Origin of the sequence: Microbacterium sp. CFBP 8801, assembly GCF_014839455.1 — a bacterium.
Classification (GTDB): Bacteria; Actinomycetota; Actinomycetes; order Actinomycetales; family Microbacteriaceae; genus Microbacterium.
Genome location: NZ_JACYNU010000001.1, coordinates 523,449 through 540,745 on the forward strand (window position 1 = coordinate 523,449; position 17,297 = coordinate 540,745).

The following is a 17,297-nucleotide window of genomic DNA, read 5'->3' on the forward strand; positions in this document are numbered from 1 at the left end:
AGAGGTGGCGATGACCGAGACCGCGTCGTCCACGCCGCCCCCGTCGTCACTGCGCCGCCTGGTGCCGCGCATCTTCTCGCGCGCCGCCCGCCGCGACGACGTCGACAAGCTGCTGCGCACCGTCCGCACGCACCACCCCAAGGGCGATCTCGCGATCGTCGAACGGGCCTACGCGGTCGCCGACAAGGCGCACGACGGACAGAAGCGCCAGAGCGGCGAGCCCTACATCACCCACCCGTTGGCGGTGGCGCAGATCCTCGCCGAGCTGGGTCTGGGGCCCAAGGCGATCGCGGCGGCGCTTCTGCACGACACCGTCGAAGACACCGGCTACCCCCTCGACGAACTCGCCGCCGACTTCGGCGATGAGGTGGCCATGCTCGTCGACGGCGTCACCAAGCTCGACAAGGTCAAGTACGGCGACAGTGCCCAGGCCGAGACGGTGCGCAAGATGATCGTCGCGATGTCGAAAGACATCCGCGTGCTGCTCATCAAGCTCGCCGACCGCCTGCACAACGCGCGCACCTGGGGCTTCGTCCCCCCGCACAAGGCCGCGAAGAAGGCGACTGAGACGCTCGAGATCTACGCTCCGCTGGCACATCGTCTCGGCATCCAGGCCATCAAGAGCGAGCTCGAAGACCTCTCGTTCGCGGTGATGCACCCGAAGCTCTACGCCGAGATCGAGAGCCTGGTGAGACAGCGCACTCCGCAGCGCGAGCAGTACGTGCAGAACGTCATCGACTCCGTCGACGCCGACCTGCGCGAACTGCGGGTACGCGGCCGGGTCATGGGGCGACCCAAACAGCTCTACTCGGTGTACCAGAAGATGGTCGTGCGCGGGCGCGAGTTCGACGACATCTACGACCTCATCGGCATCCGCATCCTCGTCGGCACGGTGCGCGACTGCTACGCCGTGCTGGGTGCGATCCACGCGCGGTGGACGCCGCTGCCGGGGCGCTTCAAGGACTACATCGCCACTCCCAAGTTCAACCTGTACCAGTCGCTGCACACGACGGTGCTCGGACCGGGTGGCCGCACGGTCGAGATCCAGATCCGCACGCACGAGATGCACCAGCAGGCCGAGTTCGGTGTCGCGGCCCACTGGAAGTACAAAGAGCGCATGGCCGGCGGCAAGACGGATGCCAAGGCCGTCGACGCCGACATGGCCTGGATCGCGCACATCTCGGACTGGCAGGCAGAGACCGCCGACCCGGGGGAGTTCCTCGACTCGCTGCGGTTCGAGATCGGCGCGAAAGAGGTCTACGTCTTCACGCCGAAGGGGCGCGTCGTGGGTCTGCCCACGGGGGCGACGCCCGTCGACTTCGCGTACGCCGTGCACACCGAGATCGGCCACCGCACCATGGGGGCGAAGGTCAACGGTCGCCTGGTGCCCCTCGAGTCGGCCCTGCAGAGCGGCGATGTGGTCGAGGTCTTCACGTCGAAGAACCCCGACGCCGGCCCCAGCCAGGACTGGCTCGGCTTCGTCAAGAGCACCCGCGCGCGCAACAAGATCCGCGGGTGGTTCACGAAGGAACGTCGCGAAGAGGCCATCGAGCAGGGCAAGGACTCCATCGCCCGCGCCATGCGCCGGCAGAACCTTCCCCTGCAGCGTCTGATGAGCCAGGACTCGTTCACCGAGGTCGCGCGGCTCTTCCACTACGAAGACGTCTCGGCGCTGTACGCCGCGGTCGGCGAGGGTCACGTCTCGACCCAGTCGGTGATCGAGAAGGTCACGGCTCTGGTCAACGTCGAGGAGTCGAACACCGGCCCCATCGACATCCCCGTCGGACGCAGCCGGGCCCCGCGCGGTGGCGACTCGGGAGTGCTCGTGCGCGGCGCGCCCGACATCCTGGTCAAGTTGGCCAAGTGCTGCACCCCCGTGCCGGGTGATCAGATCGTCGGCTTCGTGACGCGCGGCAGCGGCGTCTCGGTGCACCGCGGCGACTGCACGAACGTGAAGTCGCTCAAGGAAGAGCCCGATCGACTCATCGAGGTCGAGTGGGCGCCGACCTCGAAGAGCGTGTTCCTCGTGCAGATCCAGGTCGAGGCCCTCGATCGCTCGGGCCTGCTCAGCGACGTCACGCGGGTGCTCAGCGAGCACCACGTCAACATCCTCTCGGCCACCGTGTCGACGACGAACGACCGACTCGCGCTCAGCAAGTTCGTGTTCGAGATGGGCGACACCGTGCATCTGGATCGGGTGCTGAACGCGGTGCGCCGCATCGATGCGGTCTACGACGTCTACCGCGTCACGTCTTCCTGAGGGGCGACGCGGTCCTCGTCCGCGCCGGCACGGGCGATGGCCGTACCCGGTGATCCCGGGTGACCGTGGGACATGTCGCTGCTCCGTGCCTCGTGCTGCGCGGCGTAGCCGGGCTCTGCTGCTCCGCGGGCGCACCGCAGCGCGTCGACAGCTCGCCGACCGTAGGGGAAGCGGGGGTGCGCCCGCAGCCAGAGCGTCGCTGCGGCGGCGATCCTCGGCTCCTCGGCGGCCCACGCGCAGGCCACGGCTCGCTCGGCGGCGTCGCCGGAACGCGCGAGATCGATGAGGGTGCGCGCCGGCGTGGTGACGTGAACCCCCGCGACGGTGACGACGTCGGCCGCCCCGAGACGCACCTCGTGATACTGCGCGCGGGCGGTTCCCCGCACGATGTGGCGTATCGCGCTCACCCGTTGCGCGTGGTGGCGGGTCGGCTCGACGGTCTGTCCACCGTGGATCCACGCCGCGCTCGCGCGTACCGCCGCCCAGCGGTCTCCGAGGAGCGGACGGAGGCTTCGCGCACGCATCCACGGGCTCTCAACGGCATCGGCGGGCATGAACCCCTCGCCCAGGGCGACCAGGATGCCGTCGAGGCACGCGGCCGTGAGCTCGGCCAGGGCCATGCGCTCGTCGGCGAAGAACAGGAAGGGCGACACCATCCCGTCAGTGTGACGCGAGGGTGTCGCCCTTTCTGTTGACCGTGTCGATCTGTGGAGAACCCGCTCAGCCGCCGAGGGCGCGCAGCCAGGTCCGTCGCGCTTCGAGGGCCTCGGACGCCTGAGCCGCCGCGCGCTTGTCGCCGCGCGCGGTGGCGTCGGCGAGCTCGGCCTCGAGCTTGTCGATCGCGTCGGACAGCTGGCGCGTCATATCGTTGGCACGCGCCCTCTGCTCGGGATCGTTGCGCTTCCAGTCGGCGTCTTCGCGGGTGCGCACGCTCTGCTCGATCTTGCGCAGGTCGTCGTCGAGGGCGCGTTCCTTGTCGCGCGGGAACACGCGACCGATCTCGTCCCACTGGCGCTGGATGGCGGTGAGCTTCTGTCGCGCGGTGGCGAGGTTCTTCTCGTCGACGAGCGGAGCCGCCTCGGCGAGGAGCACCTTCTTCTGCTCGATCTTCTCTTTCGAGGCCTCGGTCTCGGCGGACTCCCGCTCGATGCGAGCGCCGTACAGGGCGTCACCGGCGGCTTTGAACCGCGCCCACAGAGCGTCGTCGACCTTGCGGCCGGCGCGGCCCGAAGCCTTCCAGGCGTCGAGCAGGTCGCGGTAGGCGCCGATGCCGTCCTCGCCGCGCGGGGCCAGGGCCTCGGCGCGCTCGACGAGACGCGTCTTGGCGTCGCGCGCGACCTTGTGGGTGTCGTCGAGCTGCGAGAAGTACTCGCGGCGGTGACGGTCGACCGTCGCGCGGGCGTCGCGGAACCGGCGCCACAGCTGCTGCGCGGTCGACTTCGACAGGCGGGGCCCGTTCTGCTGGTGGGCCTGCCAGCGATCGAAGAGCGCCGCCATGTCGGCGGTCATCTGCTTCCACTGCACGGTCTGCGGGTCGCGGGCGGCCAGGGCCTCGGCCTGCTCGACGATGGCCGTGCGCTCGCGCACGGCTTCGTCGACGGCCTCCTTCGCGGCGGCCGCCTCGGTCTCGCTGGCTTCGGCGAGCTGCGACGTGAGGGCGTCGAGGCGCGCGACCAGGGCGGCGAGGTCGCCGACCGCGGCGGCGCCGTCGAGCTTGCCGCGCACCGTCTTGGCCGTCGAGCGCAGATCGCCGGCCGACGCACCGCCGCGGCGGTGGCGCACCTCGAGCAGGGTCACCTCGCTCGCGAGGTCGGAGTACTTGCGCTCGAAGTAGGCCAGTGCTTCGGCGGGCGTGCCGTCGGGGTACTGTCCCACGGCGCGCCAGTCGTCACCCTCGCGCACCGAGACGGTGCCGTCGTCGTCGACGCGGCCCCACGGCTCGGTGGGCGCGCTCGACGCGGGGGCGCCGGCGGGCTTCGAGGGAACGGGGGCACCCGGGCGCGGACGAGCCATGGGGGTGGCGGCGGGACGCGGCGACGGCGCCGGCGTGCGAGGCGCGGAGGGCTCCTCCGACTGTTCGGCGGCGGCAGGCTCGTCGGCGCTGGGTTCGTCGGCGCTGGGTTCGTCAGCGCTGGGCTCATCGGCACTGGGCTCATCGCCGTCGGTCGCGGCGGGGGTGCCGAACGCGGCGTCGACCGCGTCGGCATCGGGGGCTGCGTCGTCCGTGTCATCGGATGCCGCGGACGGGTCCACGTCGGGGACGGAGTCGGCGCCGTGGTCGTCGGAGGCGACGGGCGAGTCGACACCGGGCGAATCGGCACCGGGCGAATCGGCACCGGGTGAATCGGCACCGGGCGAATCGGCACCGGGCGCGGAATCGGCCTCGGCGGCCGTCGCGCCCTCGGGCGCGGCGGTGGGTTCGACCTCGGCATCACTCGCGCCGTCGCGCGGGTCGGAGGTCTCGGGGGTGGGAGCGGAAGTCACGGGTAGCACCTCATCGCGGCAGAACCGCCTGGGGGAGTAGGACTCTCCGAGCCTAGTACGGGCCGCACCCACGGAACAGGATGCCGCCCCGGCTCACTCCGTCGGCACCGGTGCGGGCGTCTCGGGAATGGCCGTCGGCGCCGGGGTGGTCGGCGCATCGGTGACGGCGGGCACGGGTGCGCCCGGACCCGCGACGAAGTAGAACGTCTGCGCGGCCCCGGCACCGAGGATGACCGCGAGTCCGACGACGACGCCGATCACGGTGTCGCGGCGACGCCGACGCCCCTGGCGTTCGTGCAGCTCGAGGCGCGCCTGGTAGACCCGCGCGCGCTCGCGCTGCTCCCGTGTCTGACGGTCTTTCCCCCGCGTCGCCACATCGACCTCCTCGCGCTCGGACGCCTCGATCCTACGCACGGGCCCCACGGACCGAGGTGCCGGCGGTCGTCCGGCGGCCTCCGACGAGAGCGGCGGGGACCGCTGCTCGCTCCGGTGTCGGAGGCCCCGGTTAGCCTGGAGCAGTGACCCGTGCCTCTGCCCTCTTCCAGGGCTCAACCCCGCTCGCGGTGCGAATGCGACCCGTCAGCCTCGATGAGGTCGCCGGCCAGGGTCACCTGCTGCGCCCCGGCTCTCCGCTGGTCACCCTCGCGACCACCGACTCCTCGGCATCCGTCTCGGCGGTGTCGGTCATCCTCTGGGGTCCTCCCGGAACGGGCAAGACCACGCTGGCACAGGCCATCGCGCGCTCGTCGGGGCGTCGTTTCGTCGAGCTGTCGGCGATCACCGCGGGTGTGAAGGACGTTCGCGAGGTCATGCAAGAGGCGCTGACGCAGCGCGACCTGTACGGGCAGTCGACCATCCTCTTCCTCGACGAGATCCACCGGTTCACGAAGGCCCAGCAGGACGCCCTGCTCCCGGGAGTCGAGAACGGGTGGGTCGTGCTCATCGCCGCGACGACCGAGAACCCCTCGTTCTCGGTGATCTCCCCGCTGCTCTCGCGCTCCCTGCTGCTGACGCTGCGCCCCCTGGGCGACGACGACCTCGGCGCCCTCGTCGATCGGGCGGTGACCGACCCGCGCGGACTCGCGGGGCGCGTCGTGCTCGACGACGAGGCCCGCGCCACGCTGGTGCGCCTGGCATCGGGCGACGCCCGTCGCGCCTTGACCGCCCTCGAGGCCGCCGCGGCGGTCGCCGGTGACGACGGCGGGGTCGCCGCGCCGGTGGCCACCCGTGCCGCCGACGGCGATGACGATGACGACGACGATGACGACGACGAATCGGATGCCGGGACAGACGACCCCTCGCGTCCCGCCGACGATCTGCCGGTCATCACCGCCGACCACATCGCCCAGGCCGTCGATCGCGCTCTGCTGAGATACGACCGTCAGGGCGACGAGCACTACGACGTGATCAGCGCGTTCATCAAGTCGGTGCGCGGCTCCGACCCCGACGCCGCGATCCACTACCTCGCCCGCATGATCGAAGCGGGGGAGGACCCGCGCTTCATCGCCCGACGCCTCGTCATCTCGGCCGCCGAAGACATCGGCATGGCCGACCCGCAGGCCCTGCAGATCGCGGTCGCCGCGGCCGACGCCGTGGCGTTCATCGGCATGCCCGAAGGGCGCATCCCGCTCGCCGAGGCGACCGTGTACCTCGCGACCACGGCCAAGTCCAACGCCGCGTACAGCGCCATCAATGCGGCGATCGCCGATGTGCGCGCCGGCGGTTTCGGACGCGTCCCGATGCACCTGCGCGACGCCCACTACCCGGGCGCCAAGCGCCTGGGCCACGGCAAGGGATACAAGTACGCCCACGACAGCGAGATCGGCATCGTGACGCAGCAGTACCTGCCCGACGAGCTGCGGGGCAAGCGTTACTACGAGCCCACGAACCACGGCACCGAGCGCGATGTCTCGGCACGGCTCGAGAAGATCCGCCGCATCCTCGACGGGCAGTGACACCCGCGCAGGGGTCTCGCCGAGTGCTCTGATAGCATGAACCGGCTCGAAACAGGGTTTTCGGGCATCCCCTCCTTCCAGTGATCACCTTCCGGTGCGCCCCGGCGTGCGCTTCGGATCGGGCGGAAGGGGGCGATACGCCCGCGAGCCGCGAAAGGCGCGGCCGCGTCATCGGAAGGAGCACTTCGTGACCACGAAGTCTCAGGACCGCCGTAAGGTGCGTCTGTCGCGAGCCCTCGGCATCGCGCTCACCCCCAAGGCCGCCCGCTACCTCGAGAAGCGTCCCTACGCTCCGGGTGAGCACGGTCGCACCAAGCGCAAGGCCGACAGCGACTACGCCGTTCGTCTGCGCGAGAAGCAGCGTCTGCGCGAGCAGTACGGCATCCGCGAGAAGCAGCTGCGCATCGCGTTCAACGAGGCCCGTCGCACCGACGGCCTGACCGGTGAAAACCTGGTCGAGCTGCTCGAAATGCGTCTGGATGCCCTCGTCGTGCGCGCGGGCTTCGCCCGCACCACCGCGCAGGCTCGCCAGCTCGTCGTGCACCGCCACATCATGGTCGATGGCCAGCTCGTGGACCGCCCGTCGTTCCGCGTCAAGCCGAACCAGATGATCCACGTCAAGACCAAGAGCGAGGGCCTCGAGCCCTTCCAGGTCGCCGCCGCCGGTGGGCACGCCGAAGTGCTGCCCCCCGTTCCGGGCTACATCGAGGTCGACCTGGCGACGCTGCAGGCTCGCCTGCTCCGTCGCCCCAAGCGCGCCGAGGTGCCCGTCACGTGTGACGTACAGCTCGTCGTCGAGTACTACGCCGCCCGCTGATCTCAGCGAGCTGAAGGGCGCCGGGTTCTCCCGGCGCCCTTCTTTCGTTCTGACCGCGCTCCCCGCTCACCGCCCGATCGCCCTCGGATGCCGGAGGGCACGGCATCCATCGATCCCTCTTTCGCGGCGGACAGGGGTGGTCGCCTACGATGAGGGATGCCGCGACCGCGGCGTCGTATCGAGGAAGAAGTGGTGATCGTGAGAAGCCTCGTCTGGTTCGCCCTGGGCATCGTCGGCGGATTCGTCGCCGCCCACATGGTCAACAAGGACCCCCGCGGGCAGGAAGTCCTCGCCCAGCTCGACTCGCGCATCGGCGAGTTCACCGATCACATGAGCGACGCGTACCGCCAGCAGGAGACGCGTCTGTCGGAGATCATCGACGACGTCAAGAGCGTGGCATCCACGGCGGTCGACAAGACAGCGGACGCCGTCGACGACGCCGCAGCGGCTGCCAAGAAAGCCGCTTCGCCCTCCGACTGACCTCCCCGGCATCGGGTTCCGCGTGTCGGGGCCGATACCTCACGCGCACGGAAAGACCCGCCATGAAAACCGCCGAGATCGCCCAGCGCTTCCTCGACTTCTTCGAGAAGAAGAATCACACGATCGTCCCGTCGGCCTCGCTCGTCACCGACGACCCGGCCCTGCTCTTCACCGTGGCGGGCATGGTGCCGTTCATCCCGTACCTGAGCGGCGTCGTTCCGCCGCCGTACCCCCGGGCCGCCGACGTGCAGAAGTGCATCCGCACCAACGACATCGAAGAGGTCGGCAAGACCCCCCGCCACGGGACGTTCTTCCAGATGCTCGGCAACTGGTCCTTCGGTGACTACTTCAAAGAGGACGCGATCCGCTTCGCCTGGGAACTGCTGACCTCGCCCGAATCCGAGGGCGGCCTCGCCTTCGACGCGAAAGACCTGTGGGTCACGGTCTACGAAGAAGACGACGAGGCGCACGATCTGTGGCGCTCGCTCACCGACCTGCCCGAGGAGCGCATCCAGCGTCTGGGTAAGGACACGAACTACTGGTCGACCGGTCTTCCCGGTCCCGCCGGTCCCTGCTCCGAGATCTTCTTCGACCGTGGACCCGCGTACGGCATCGACGGCGGCCCCGCCACCGACGACGACCGCTACGTCGAGATCTGGAACCTCGTGTTCATGCAGTACGAGATCACCAACGTGCGCTCAAAGTACGACTTCGACATCGTCGGCGAGCTCCCCGCCAAGAACATCGACACCGGCATGGGCCTGGAGCGCATCGCGTTCCTCAAGCAGGGCGTCGACAACATGTACGAGACCGACCAGGTGCGCCCCGTGCTCGACCTGGCGGCGAAGCTGGCCGGCAAGGCCTACGGCCACGAGTCGCACGGAGACGACGTGCGCCTGCGCATCGTCGCCGACCACGTGCGTTCCTCGCTCATGCTGCTCGCCGACGGTGTCACGCCCTCGAACGAGGGCCGTGGGTACATCCTGCGCCGCATCATGCGCCGCGCCATCCGCTCGATGCGCCTGCTGGGCGTCGAGGGTGCGACCTTCCCCGAGCTGTTCGCCGCCTCGCGCGATGCGATGAAGGAGTCCTACCCCGAGGTCGGCACCGACTACGCGCGCCTCTCGGCCTACGCGATCGCCGAGGAGCAGACGTTCCTGCGCACGCTGGCCGCCGGCTCGGCGATCCTCGATCAGTCCGTCGTCGAGGCGAAGAACGACGGGGGCACGACGCTGTCGGGCTCGGAGGCCTTCCTCCTGCACGACACCTACGGCTTCCCGATCGACCTGACGCTCGAGATCGCCGAAGAAGCCGGCCTGTCCGTCGACCGCGCCGCTTTCGACGAGCTCATGCTCGAGCAGCGCACCCGCGCCAAGGCCGATGCCCGCGCCCGCAAGGGAACGATCGCCGACCAGAGCGCCTACCGCGAGTTCCGCGCGCTCGGCGAGACGGTGTTCACCGGCTACACCGAACTGCAGACGGAGTCGACGGTGCTCGGCATCCTGATCGACGGCCGCGGCACCGACCGCGCCGCCGAGGGACAGATCGCCGAGATCATCACCGCCGAGACCGCGCTGTACGCCGAGTCGGGTGGCCAGGTCGCCGACAAGGGCGTGATCGTCGGCCCCGGGTACGAGCTCGAGGTGCTCGACGTGCAGCGTCCCGTTCCGGGCCTCGTCAGCCACACCGTCGAGGTCAGCACCGGCGAGGTGTCGGTGGGCGCCCGCGCCACGACCGTCGTCGACGCCCTCAACCGCCACTCGGCGCAGCAGGCGCACACCGCCACCCACCTCGTGCACGCCGCGATCCGCGACACGCTCGGCAAGAGCGCCACGCAGACCGGTTCGCTCAACCGCGCGGGCTACATGCGCTTCGACTTCAGCTGGGGCGCCGCGCTGTCTCCCGAGACGCGCACCGAGATCGAGGACATCGCCAACAACGCCGTCCGCGACAACCTCGAGGTCACCACGCGCGTGATGTCGCTCGACGAGGCGAAGGCCGCGGGTGCCATGGCGCTGTTCGGTGAGAAGTACGGCGACACTGTGCGCATGGTCGACGTCGGCGGACCGTGGTCGCGCGAGCTCTGCGGTGGCACGCACGTCGCCCGCAGCTCCGAGATCGGCCTGGTCAACCTGGTGGGGGAGCAGTCCGTCGGTGCCTCCAACCGCCGCGTCGAGGCGCTCGTCGGGCTCGACGCGTTCCGCGATCTCGCCGCCGAGCGGGCGATCGTGTCGCAGCTGAGCTCGAGCCTGAAGACGCCGCGCGAACAGCTCACCACCCGCATCGCCGACCTCGCGGCCAGCCTCAAGGCCGCCGAGAAGAAGATCGCCGCGTTCGAGGCTCAGGCCCTGAGCGGGCGTCTGCCGCAGCTCGTCGAGTCGGCCGTCGCGGTCGGCGCCGTGCGGGTCGTCGCCCAGAGCCTCGGCGAGGGGGCCTCGGCCGACGATGTGCGCTCGCTCGCCCTGCAGGTGCGCGATCGGCTGGGGTCCGACCCCGCCGTCGTGGCTCTCGCCTCGGTCGCCGGCGGGCGCGCCACGGTGGTCGTCGTCACCAACGAGGGCGCGCGCGAGCGCGGCCTCGCCGCGGGTGCCCTCGCCAAGAATGCCGCGGGCGTGCTCGGCGGTGGAGGTGGCGGACGCCCCGACGTCGCCCAGGGCGGCGGAACGGATGCCGCGGCCTTGCCGACGGCGCTCGAGGGCATCGTGACCGACGTGCGGGCGACCGCCGCGTGACGGGATTCCGGCGCGGTATCCGCCTGGGGATCGACGTCGGGCGCGCCCGGGTGGGCGTAGCCCGCTCGGACCCCGACGGCGTGCTCGCCGTGCCCGTCGAGACCGTGCCGCGAAAGGGTGAGCCGGTGCGGCGGATCGTCGAGCTCGCGGCGGAGTACGAGGCGTTCGAGGTGCTGGTCGGCCTGCCGCTGAACCTCCGGGGCGACGACACCCCGTCGACGACCGACGCCCGCGCGTTCGCCGTCGCCCTCGCCGAGGCGTTGCCGATGCCGGTGCGCCTGGTCGACGAGCGTCTGAGCACGGTGTCGGCGCACGGCGTCCTGCGAGAGGCAGGCCGTTCCCAGCGAGCGTCTCGTAGCATTGTGGATCAAGTCGCCGCCGTGGTGCTGCTGCAGCAGGCGCTCGACGTGGAGCGACAGTCCGGCGAGCCGGCCGGACCCACCGTCTCACCGGGACAGGAGCCCGCCTGACATGCCCGAGAACCAGCCTCCCGAGAACGATCCGTTCGCTGATCTGTACGGGCGCCTTCCCGACCCGCGCACGGGCGCACGCCCGTCTGCCGCCTCGGCGCCGGACGGTGCCGAGGGAGAGACCCTCTCGCCGCGCCGCGCCGCCCGCGAGGCCCGCGGCGCCGCGACCGGTCCCACCGCCACCTCGGCGGCGGACTCGAGCGCGTCGGACACCCCCGCGCAGGGCGATTCGACCGTCGGGGACACCGCCGCGCCGTCGTCCCCCGCGCCCGCCGCGGGCGCTCCCGCCGCCGCCGCGCGCCCCGTGGACGCCCCGCGATCCGCCGTCGGCGACGACGCGTCACGCCCGGCCGCCGGCGACGCCCCGGCGCCCCTCCCGGCCGTGGCCGCTGCGCGCGATGACGTCTCCGCGCCTCGCGCCGAGGCTCCCCGCCCGACCGCAGCGGCCGAGCCCCCCGTCACACGGCGCTTCGACGCCGCCCGACGCGCCGATGCCCCCGCCGCCACCCCGCGTTCCGCCGAGTCGCCGAGCCGCGCGTCGACCGACGTCCCCGCCGCCCGGCGTCCCGACGCCGCTCGCCGTGCCGAGACGCCCCGGACGACCGAGCCGTCGCGCGACCGTGAGCCCGCTCTCGCCGGCGTCGGTGCGTCGTCCGCGTCCGCGTCGCGGGGTCCGGTGGCATCCGGATCACTCGAGGAGCTCTTCACCGGCGAGACCACCACGCACGACATCGGCTCCCCGCCGCCGCGTCCGCCGAAGAAGCGCCGTCGCATCGGCGGCTGGATCGCCCTCGGCGTGGTCCTTCTCCTCCTCGCCGGCATCGTCGGTGGAGGTTTCGCGCTGTGGAACACCTACGGCACGCGCGTACAGGCGTTCTTCGGCACGAGCGAGCCGATCGAGTTCGACGCCGGTCAGGCGACGGGCGAAGCCCGCGTCACGATCGTCGCGGGTGACACCGGCGAGTCGGTCTCGCCGAAGCTCTTCGACGCGGGGATCACCAAGGCCTCGAACTCGCTGTACAAGTACATGCTCGACAACTCCGTCGTCTTCACGTTCCAGCCGGGCATCTACCAGCTGCAGCAGCAGATGACGTCCGAGGCCGTGCTCACGGCGCTCCGCGACCCGGCGAACCGTCTCGACAACTCCGTGCAGCTGCGCGAGGGGCTCACCCTCAACCAGTCGCTCGACCTGATCTCGGAGCAGATCGGCATCCCGCGTGAGGAGCTCACCGCCGCGGCCGCCGATCCCTCGCAGTACGGCGTGCCCGCCGGCACCCTCGAGGGGTGGATCTTCCCCGCCACGTACGACTTCGACGAGGGCGTCACCGCGAAAGACGTCATCACGCGCATGGTGCAGCGCACCATCCAGTCGCTGGACGCCGCCGGGGTGCCCGAAGCCGATCGGGAGCGCATCCTCACCGTCGCCTCGATCATCGAGCGCGAGGCGCGCAGCAGCGAGGACTTCTATAAGGTCTCGCGCGTGATCGAGACCCGTCTGCAGCCGACGAACCAAGAGACGTTCGGCAAGCTCGAGATGGACTCCACCGTGCAGTACGGTGCGGGCGAGATGGGTAGCGGCTCGGTGAGCACCTCGACCGAGGCGCGCAACTCCGACAACCCGTGGAACACGTACATGTACCCGGGCCTGCCCGTCGGTCCGATCGCGAACCCCGGTGATCTCGCGATCGACGCGGCCATGAAGCCCGCCGACGGTCCGTGGCTGTACTTCGTGACCGTCAACCTCGACACCGGTGAGACGGTCTTCACCTCGACCTACAGCGAGCACGAGAAGGCCGTCGCCCAGTGGCAGGCGTGGTGCGCGGCGAACCCCGACGGCGGATGCTGACCGATCGCACGCGCCTCGCCGTGTGGGGCGACCCGATCGCGCATTCGCGGTCGCCCCGACTGCACGCGGCGGCCTACGAGGTGCTCGGACTCGACTGGCACTACGGCCGCGAACGGGTGGACGAGGCGGGCTTCCCGGCTGCGCTGAGCGGACTGGATGCCGATTGGCGCGGCCTCTCGCTCACGATGCCGTTGAAGCACGTCGCCGCTCGCAGTGCCGTCTCGCTCGACGACGACGCCCGACGGACCGGGGCGGTGAACACCTACCTGCTCGACGCCGATGGTCCGCGCGGCTTCAACACCGACGTGGGCGGGCTCGCGCGCGCGCTCGACGAGTTCGGGGTTCGCGCGCCGGGCGTGATCCGCGTGCTCGGTGCGGGAGCGACCGCCACCTCGGCCGTCGTCGCCGCGGCGCGGGCGGGCGCCGGCGTCGTCGAGGTGCGCGCCCGGCGCGTCGAGGCGGCCGCGTCGCTCCGCGCGCTCGGGCCGGAGCTGGGGATCGACGTGCGCGTCCGTGCCCTCGCCGACCCCGCCTCGGACGGGGAGCCCGTGGATGCCACGATCGCGGCTCTTCCCGGCGGCACCGATCTCGGACCCCTCGCCGAGGCCCTGGCATCCACGTCGGGACCCCTCGTCGACGTCGTCTACGGCGGCTGGCCCACCCCGCTCGCGCGGGAGTGGGAACGCGCCGGTCGACCCGCCCACGACGGTCTGACGATGCTGCTGCACCAGGCTCTACTGCAGGTCCGCGTCTTCGTCGGGGGCGACCCCTCGCGCCCCGTGGATCGCGAGGACGCCGTCCTGGCCGCGATGCGCACCGCGCTCATGGGAGACTAGGTCCATGCTTCGCGTTCTCACGGCCGGCGAATCCCACGGCCCCGAACTGATCGCCCTCATGGAGGGGATGCCCGCCGGCGTTCCCATCTCGTCCGCGCAGATCCGCGCCGAACTGGCGCGACGCCGACTGGGCTACGGCCGCGGCTCGCGCATGAAGTTCGAAGAAGACGAACTGTCGCTGTCGACGGGCATCGTGCACGGTTTCACCATCGGCAGCCCCATCGCGCTCCGCATCGGCAACACCGAGTGGCCGAAGTGGACCGAGGTGATGAGCCCCGAGCCCGTCGAGCTGTCGGACCGCTCACGCGGACGCGGTGCCGCCCTCACGCGCCCGCGCCCGGGCCACGCCGACCTGGTGGGCATGCAGAAGTACGGCTTCGACGAGGCCCGTCCGATCCTCGAGCGCGCATCGGCCCGTGAGACCGCCGCCCGCGTGGCGCTCGGCGCGATCGCGCGCTCGTTCCTCGGCGAGCTCGGCATCCGCCTCGTCAGCCACACCCTCTCGATCGGCCCCGTGCGCGTTCCCGACGACGCCGCGCTGCCGACCCCCGACGACGTCGACCTGCTCGACGCCGATCCGCTGCGTTGCTTCCACGCCGACACGAGCGCCGCGATGGTCGCCGAGGTCGACGCCGCGAAGAAGGACGGCGACACGCTCGGCGGCGTCGTCGAGGTGCTCGCCTACGGCCTGCCCCCGGGGCTCGGCTCGCACGTGCAGTGGGACCGGCGCCTCGATGCCAAGCTCGCCCAGGCCATCATGAGCATCCAGGCGATCAAGGGTGTCGAGGTCGGCGACGGTTTCCTCACGACCACGCGCCGCGGTTCGCAGGCACACGACGAGCTGTTCGCCACCGGCGAGGGCATCACGCGCTCGTCGGACCGCGCGGGCGGCACCGAGGGCGGCATGTCGACCGGCACCGTGCTGCGCGTGCGCGCCGGCATGAAGCCGATCGCGACCATCCCCAAGGCCCTGCGCACGGTCGATGTGGCCACCGGTGACACCGCCGCCGCCCACCACCAGCGTTCCGACGTCTGTGCCGTGCCCGCATCGGGTGTCGTGGCCGAGGCGATGGTGGCCATCACCCTCGCGGACTCGGTGCTCGAGAAGTTCGGCGGCGACAACATCGCCGAGACGCGACGCAACCTCGAGACGTACCTGGCCCACCTGCCCGAGACGCTGCGCACCACCGACGCGTCCGACGCCGCGCTGCTCGCGCATGACCTCGCCTGAGGTCGCGCCCGAGCACGCGACGGGCGGCCTCTCGACCGGCGCCGACGCGAACGGCCGCGCCTTCGTGCTCATCGGCCCCATGGGAGCGGGCAAGACGAGCGTGGGGCGCCGTGTGGCGCGCGCGCTCGGCGAGCCCTTCGCCGACACCGACAAGATCGTCGTGCGCGACCACGGGCCGATCCGCGATCTGTTCCTCGCGCACGGAGAGGCCCACTTCCGCGCGCTCGAGCGCGACGCCGTGGCCGAGGCACTGGCCCGCGGCGGCGTCGTGGCGCTGGGTGGGGGAGCGGTGCTCGACCCCGTGACCCGCGAGCGGCTCCACGCGCACCGCGTCGTGCTCCTCACCGTCGCGATGCACGTCGTGGCGTCGCGGATCCATGGCGACGAGCGACCCCTGCTGGGCGGCGAAGACCCCGTGGCCCGGTGGCAGCGCATCTTCGATGAACGACGGCCCGTGTACGAAGAGGCCGCCGACATCGTATTCGACACCTCGTCGGGCCCGCTCGCGCGGGTCGTCGACGACATCGTGGCCTGGGCACGCCGTGTGCCGGCCGGAGAGACGGCATGACCGACACCACCACCATCAGCGTCGCCGGCGACCCCGGCTACGACATCACCGTCGGACGCGGCCTGCTGGCCTCGCTCGGCGAGAAGCTGCCGCCGGCGGCCCGCAAGGTGCTCATCGTGCACCCGCCGACGCTCGCGGCTCAAGCCGAGGCGCTGCGGGCGCAGCTCGTGGGCGATCGCGAGGTTCTGCTCGCCGAGATCCCGGATGCCGAGGCGGGCAAGCGCGTGGAAGTGGCCGCGTTCTGCTGGCAGGTGATGGGGCAGGCGGACTTCACCCGCACGGACGCGGTCATCGGCTTCGGCGGGGGAGCGGTGACCGACCTCGCGGGCTTCGTCGCCGCGACCTGGCTGCGCGGCGTCGCGCTGGTGCAGGTGCCCACCACCGTGCTCGGCATGGTCGACGCCGCCGTGGGCGGCAAGACCGGGATCAACACCGCCGAGGGCAAGAACCTCGTCGGCGCCTTCTGGCCGCCCGTCGCGGTCGTCTGCGACCTCGACCTGCTCGAGACCCTGTCGCGAAACGAGTCGACCGCCGGGTTCGCCGAGGTGGTCAAGGCCGGCTTCATCTGGCATCCCGAGATCCTCGACCTCATCGAAGCCGACCCCGAGAACATCGTCGATCCGCGGGGCGACGGATTCCGCCGCTGCATCGAGCTCGCCATCGACATGAAGGCGCGCGTCGTCGGCGAAGACCTGCGCGAGGCGGGTCTGCGCGAGGTCCTGAACTACGGTCACACCCTGGGCCACGCCATCGAGCACGCCGAGCGCTATCGCTGGCGCCACGGTGCCGCCATCTCGGTCGGCATGGTGTTCGCCGCCGAGTTGTCGCGCCTGGCCGGCCGTCTTCCCGACGAGGTGGCGCAGCGTCACCGCACGGTGCTGGAGTCGCTGGGTCTTCCCACGTCGTACCGTGCGGGCGCCTTCCAGACGCTCAAGGCGACGATGCAGCGCGACAAGAAGAGCCGCGGCGGCATGCTGCGCTTCATCGTGCTCGACGACCTCGCTCGACCCACCGTGCTGCAGGCTCCCGACGAGTCACTGCTCTTCGCGGCCTACCAGGAGGTCGGTGCGTGACCCCCGCCGCGCGCCGTGTGCGCGCGGACGAGGGCGCGCGCGTCCGGGAACTGCGGCTGCGTGCTGTCCGTGATCCGAACGCCGCCCTGGCGTTCCTGACCACCTACGAGCAGGAGATCGCGCGCGATCCCGCGTTCTGGGATGCCCGCGCGGCGAGCGGCGCGAGCGGCGACGCGGGCGCGATGTTCGTGGTCGAGACCGCGGGCGAGTGGGGGGGATCGGCGACGGTGCTCGTGCGCCGGGCCGGCGACGTCGACCACACGGGCCGTCGGCGGACCGAGGCGCACGCCGGGATCGTCGGCGTCTTCGTCGACCCGGCGCACCGCGGCTCCGGGGCCATCGACGCCCTGCTCGACGCTGCCGCGGACTGGGCCCGCGCGCTCGGATTCGAGACGCTGTCGCTCGACGTGCACGTCGACAACGGGCGCGCCCAGGCCGCGTATCGTCGCGCGGGATTCATCGCGACGGGCGAAGAGTTCACCACGTCGATCGGCCGCGAGCTCGCCATGACCCGCTCGCTGCGCTGACACGGCCGCCGGCGCCCG

At 71.4% G+C, this 17,297-nt stretch carries 15 protein-coding genes; 12 read left to right on the plus strand and 3 right to left on the minus strand.

Annotated features, from left to right (window positions below):
• Nucleotides 1-10 precede the first annotated feature (10 nt).
• On the plus strand, nucleotides 11-2,260 hold the full coding sequence (locus IFR11_RS02505; protein WP_055837319.1) for a RelA/SpoT family protein: 2,250 nt from the start codon (nucleotides 11-13) through the stop codon (nucleotides 2,258-2,260).
• Here the strand turns inward: IFR11_RS02505 and IFR11_RS02510 are convergent.
• The 3 genes from IFR11_RS02510 to IFR11_RS02520 form a co-directional block, all read right to left on the minus strand.
• Complete coding sequence (locus IFR11_RS02510; protein WP_191915101.1) at nucleotides 2,239-2,916, minus strand: hypothetical protein; 678 nt, start codon at nucleotides 2,914-2,916, stop codon at nucleotides 2,239-2,241. The genes IFR11_RS02505 and IFR11_RS02510 overlap by 22 nt on opposite strands.
• A 64-nt stretch (nucleotides 2,917-2,980) precedes the next feature.
• A complete protein-coding gene (locus IFR11_RS02515; protein WP_197978838.1) occupies nucleotides 2,981-4,273 on the minus strand; it encodes a DUF349 domain-containing protein in 1,293 nt (430 codons plus the stop codon).
• 564 nt (nucleotides 4,274-4,837) lie between these two features.
• On the minus strand, nucleotides 4,838-5,119 hold the full coding sequence (locus IFR11_RS02520; protein ID WP_055940458.1) for a hypothetical protein: 282 nt from the start codon (nucleotides 5,117-5,119) through the stop codon (nucleotides 4,838-4,840).
• Between the two features lie 143 nt (nucleotides 5,120-5,262).
• On the opposite strand from IFR11_RS02520, the gene IFR11_RS02525 reads away from it, so the two are divergent.
• From IFR11_RS02525 to IFR11_RS02575, 11 genes are all read left to right on the plus strand, one after another.
• A complete protein-coding gene (locus tag IFR11_RS02525; protein WP_191915103.1) occupies nucleotides 5,263-6,699 on the plus strand; it encodes an AAA family ATPase in 1,437 nt (478 codons plus the stop codon).
• A gap of 187 nt (nucleotides 6,700-6,886) precedes the next feature.
• On the plus strand, nucleotides 6,887-7,516 hold the full coding sequence (rpsD, locus tag IFR11_RS02530; protein WP_055837326.1) for a 30S ribosomal protein S4: 630 nt from the start codon (nucleotides 6,887-6,889) through the stop codon (nucleotides 7,514-7,516).
• 198 nt (nucleotides 7,517-7,714) lie between these two features.
• The gene (locus IFR11_RS02535) at nucleotides 7,715-7,996 is read left to right on the plus strand and encodes a hypothetical protein (RefSeq protein WP_055837932.1); all 282 of its coding nucleotides are present in this window, start codon (nucleotides 7,715-7,717) and stop codon (nucleotides 7,994-7,996) included.
• Nucleotides 7,997-8,058: 62 nt separating this feature from the next.
• Entirely contained in the window at nucleotides 8,059-10,728 is a 2,670-nt protein-coding gene (gene alaS / locus IFR11_RS02540) for an alanine--tRNA ligase (protein ID WP_191915105.1), read from the plus strand.
• Nucleotides 10,725-11,198, plus strand: a complete 474-nt coding sequence (gene ruvX / locus IFR11_RS02545) for a Holliday junction resolvase RuvX (protein ID WP_191915106.1) — start codon at nucleotides 10,725-10,727, stop codon at nucleotides 11,196-11,198. The genes alaS and ruvX overlap by 4 nt, the downstream gene beginning before the upstream one ends.
• Before the next feature lies 1 nt (nucleotide 11,199).
• Entirely contained in the window at nucleotides 11,200-13,044 is a 1,845-nt protein-coding gene (gene mltG / locus IFR11_RS02550; RefSeq protein ID WP_191915107.1) for an endolytic transglycosylase MltG, read from the plus strand.
• Nucleotides 13,038-13,880 carry a shikimate dehydrogenase family protein gene (locus IFR11_RS02555; protein WP_191915108.1) on the plus strand — a complete coding sequence of 281 codons (843 nt, stop codon included), beginning with the start codon at nucleotides 13,038-13,040 and terminating at the stop codon, nucleotides 13,878-13,880. Before mltG ends, IFR11_RS02555 begins: the two co-directional genes overlap by 7 nt.
• A gap of 4 nt (nucleotides 13,881-13,884) precedes the next feature.
• Complete coding sequence (gene aroC, locus IFR11_RS02560; protein WP_055837339.1) at nucleotides 13,885-15,111, plus strand: chorismate synthase; 1,227 nt, start codon at nucleotides 13,885-13,887, stop codon at nucleotides 15,109-15,111.
• 79 nt (nucleotides 15,112-15,190) lie between these two features.
• Nucleotides 15,191-15,679 carry a shikimate kinase gene (locus IFR11_RS02565; protein WP_055837939.1) on the plus strand — a complete coding sequence of 163 codons (489 nt, stop codon included), beginning with the start codon at nucleotides 15,191-15,193 and terminating at the stop codon, nucleotides 15,677-15,679.
• Nucleotides 15,676-16,752, plus strand: a complete 1,077-nt coding sequence (gene aroB / locus IFR11_RS02570) for a 3-dehydroquinate synthase (protein ID WP_191915110.1) — start codon at nucleotides 15,676-15,678, stop codon at nucleotides 16,750-16,752. Before IFR11_RS02565 ends, aroB begins: the two co-directional genes overlap by 4 nt.
• Complete coding sequence (locus tag IFR11_RS02575; RefSeq protein WP_191915111.1) at nucleotides 16,749-17,279, plus strand: GNAT family N-acetyltransferase; 531 nt, start codon at nucleotides 16,749-16,751, stop codon at nucleotides 17,277-17,279. Before aroB ends, IFR11_RS02575 begins: the two co-directional genes overlap by 4 nt.
• Nucleotides 17,280-17,297: the final 18 nt, after the last annotated feature.

Bases quoted from the DNA above. Each gene is read 5' to 3' on its own strand.
- alaS (WP_191915105.1), top strand. From the start codon at position 8,059: ATGAAAACCGCCGAGATCGCCCAGCGCTTCCTCGACTTCTTCGAGAAG.
- IFR11_RS02510 (WP_191915101.1), bottom strand. From the start codon at position 2,916: ATGGTGTCGCCCTTCCTGTTCTTCGCCGACGAGCGCATGGCCCTGGCC.
- aroB (WP_191915110.1), top strand. From the start codon at position 15,676: ATGACCGACACCACCACCATCAGCGTCGCCGGCGACCCCGGCTACGAC.
- mltG (WP_191915107.1), top strand. From the start codon at position 11,200: ATGCCCGAGAACCAGCCTCCCGAGAACGATCCGTTCGCTGATCTGTAC.
- IFR11_RS02505 (WP_055837319.1), top strand. From the start codon at position 11: ATGACCGAGACCGCGTCGTCCACGCCGCCCCCGTCGTCACTGCGCCGC.
- aroC (WP_055837339.1), top strand. From the start codon at position 13,885: ATGCTTCGCGTTCTCACGGCCGGCGAATCCCACGGCCCCGAACTGATC.
- IFR11_RS02555 (WP_191915108.1), top strand. From the start codon at position 13,038: ATGCTGACCGATCGCACGCGCCTCGCCGTGTGGGGCGACCCGATCGCG.
- IFR11_RS02515 (WP_197978838.1), bottom strand. From the start codon at position 4,273: ATGGCTCGTCCGCGCCCGGGTGCCCCCGTTCCCTCGAAGCCCGCCGGC.
- IFR11_RS02565 (WP_055837939.1), top strand. From the start codon at position 15,191: ATGGGAGCGGGCAAGACGAGCGTGGGGCGCCGTGTGGCGCGCGCGCTC.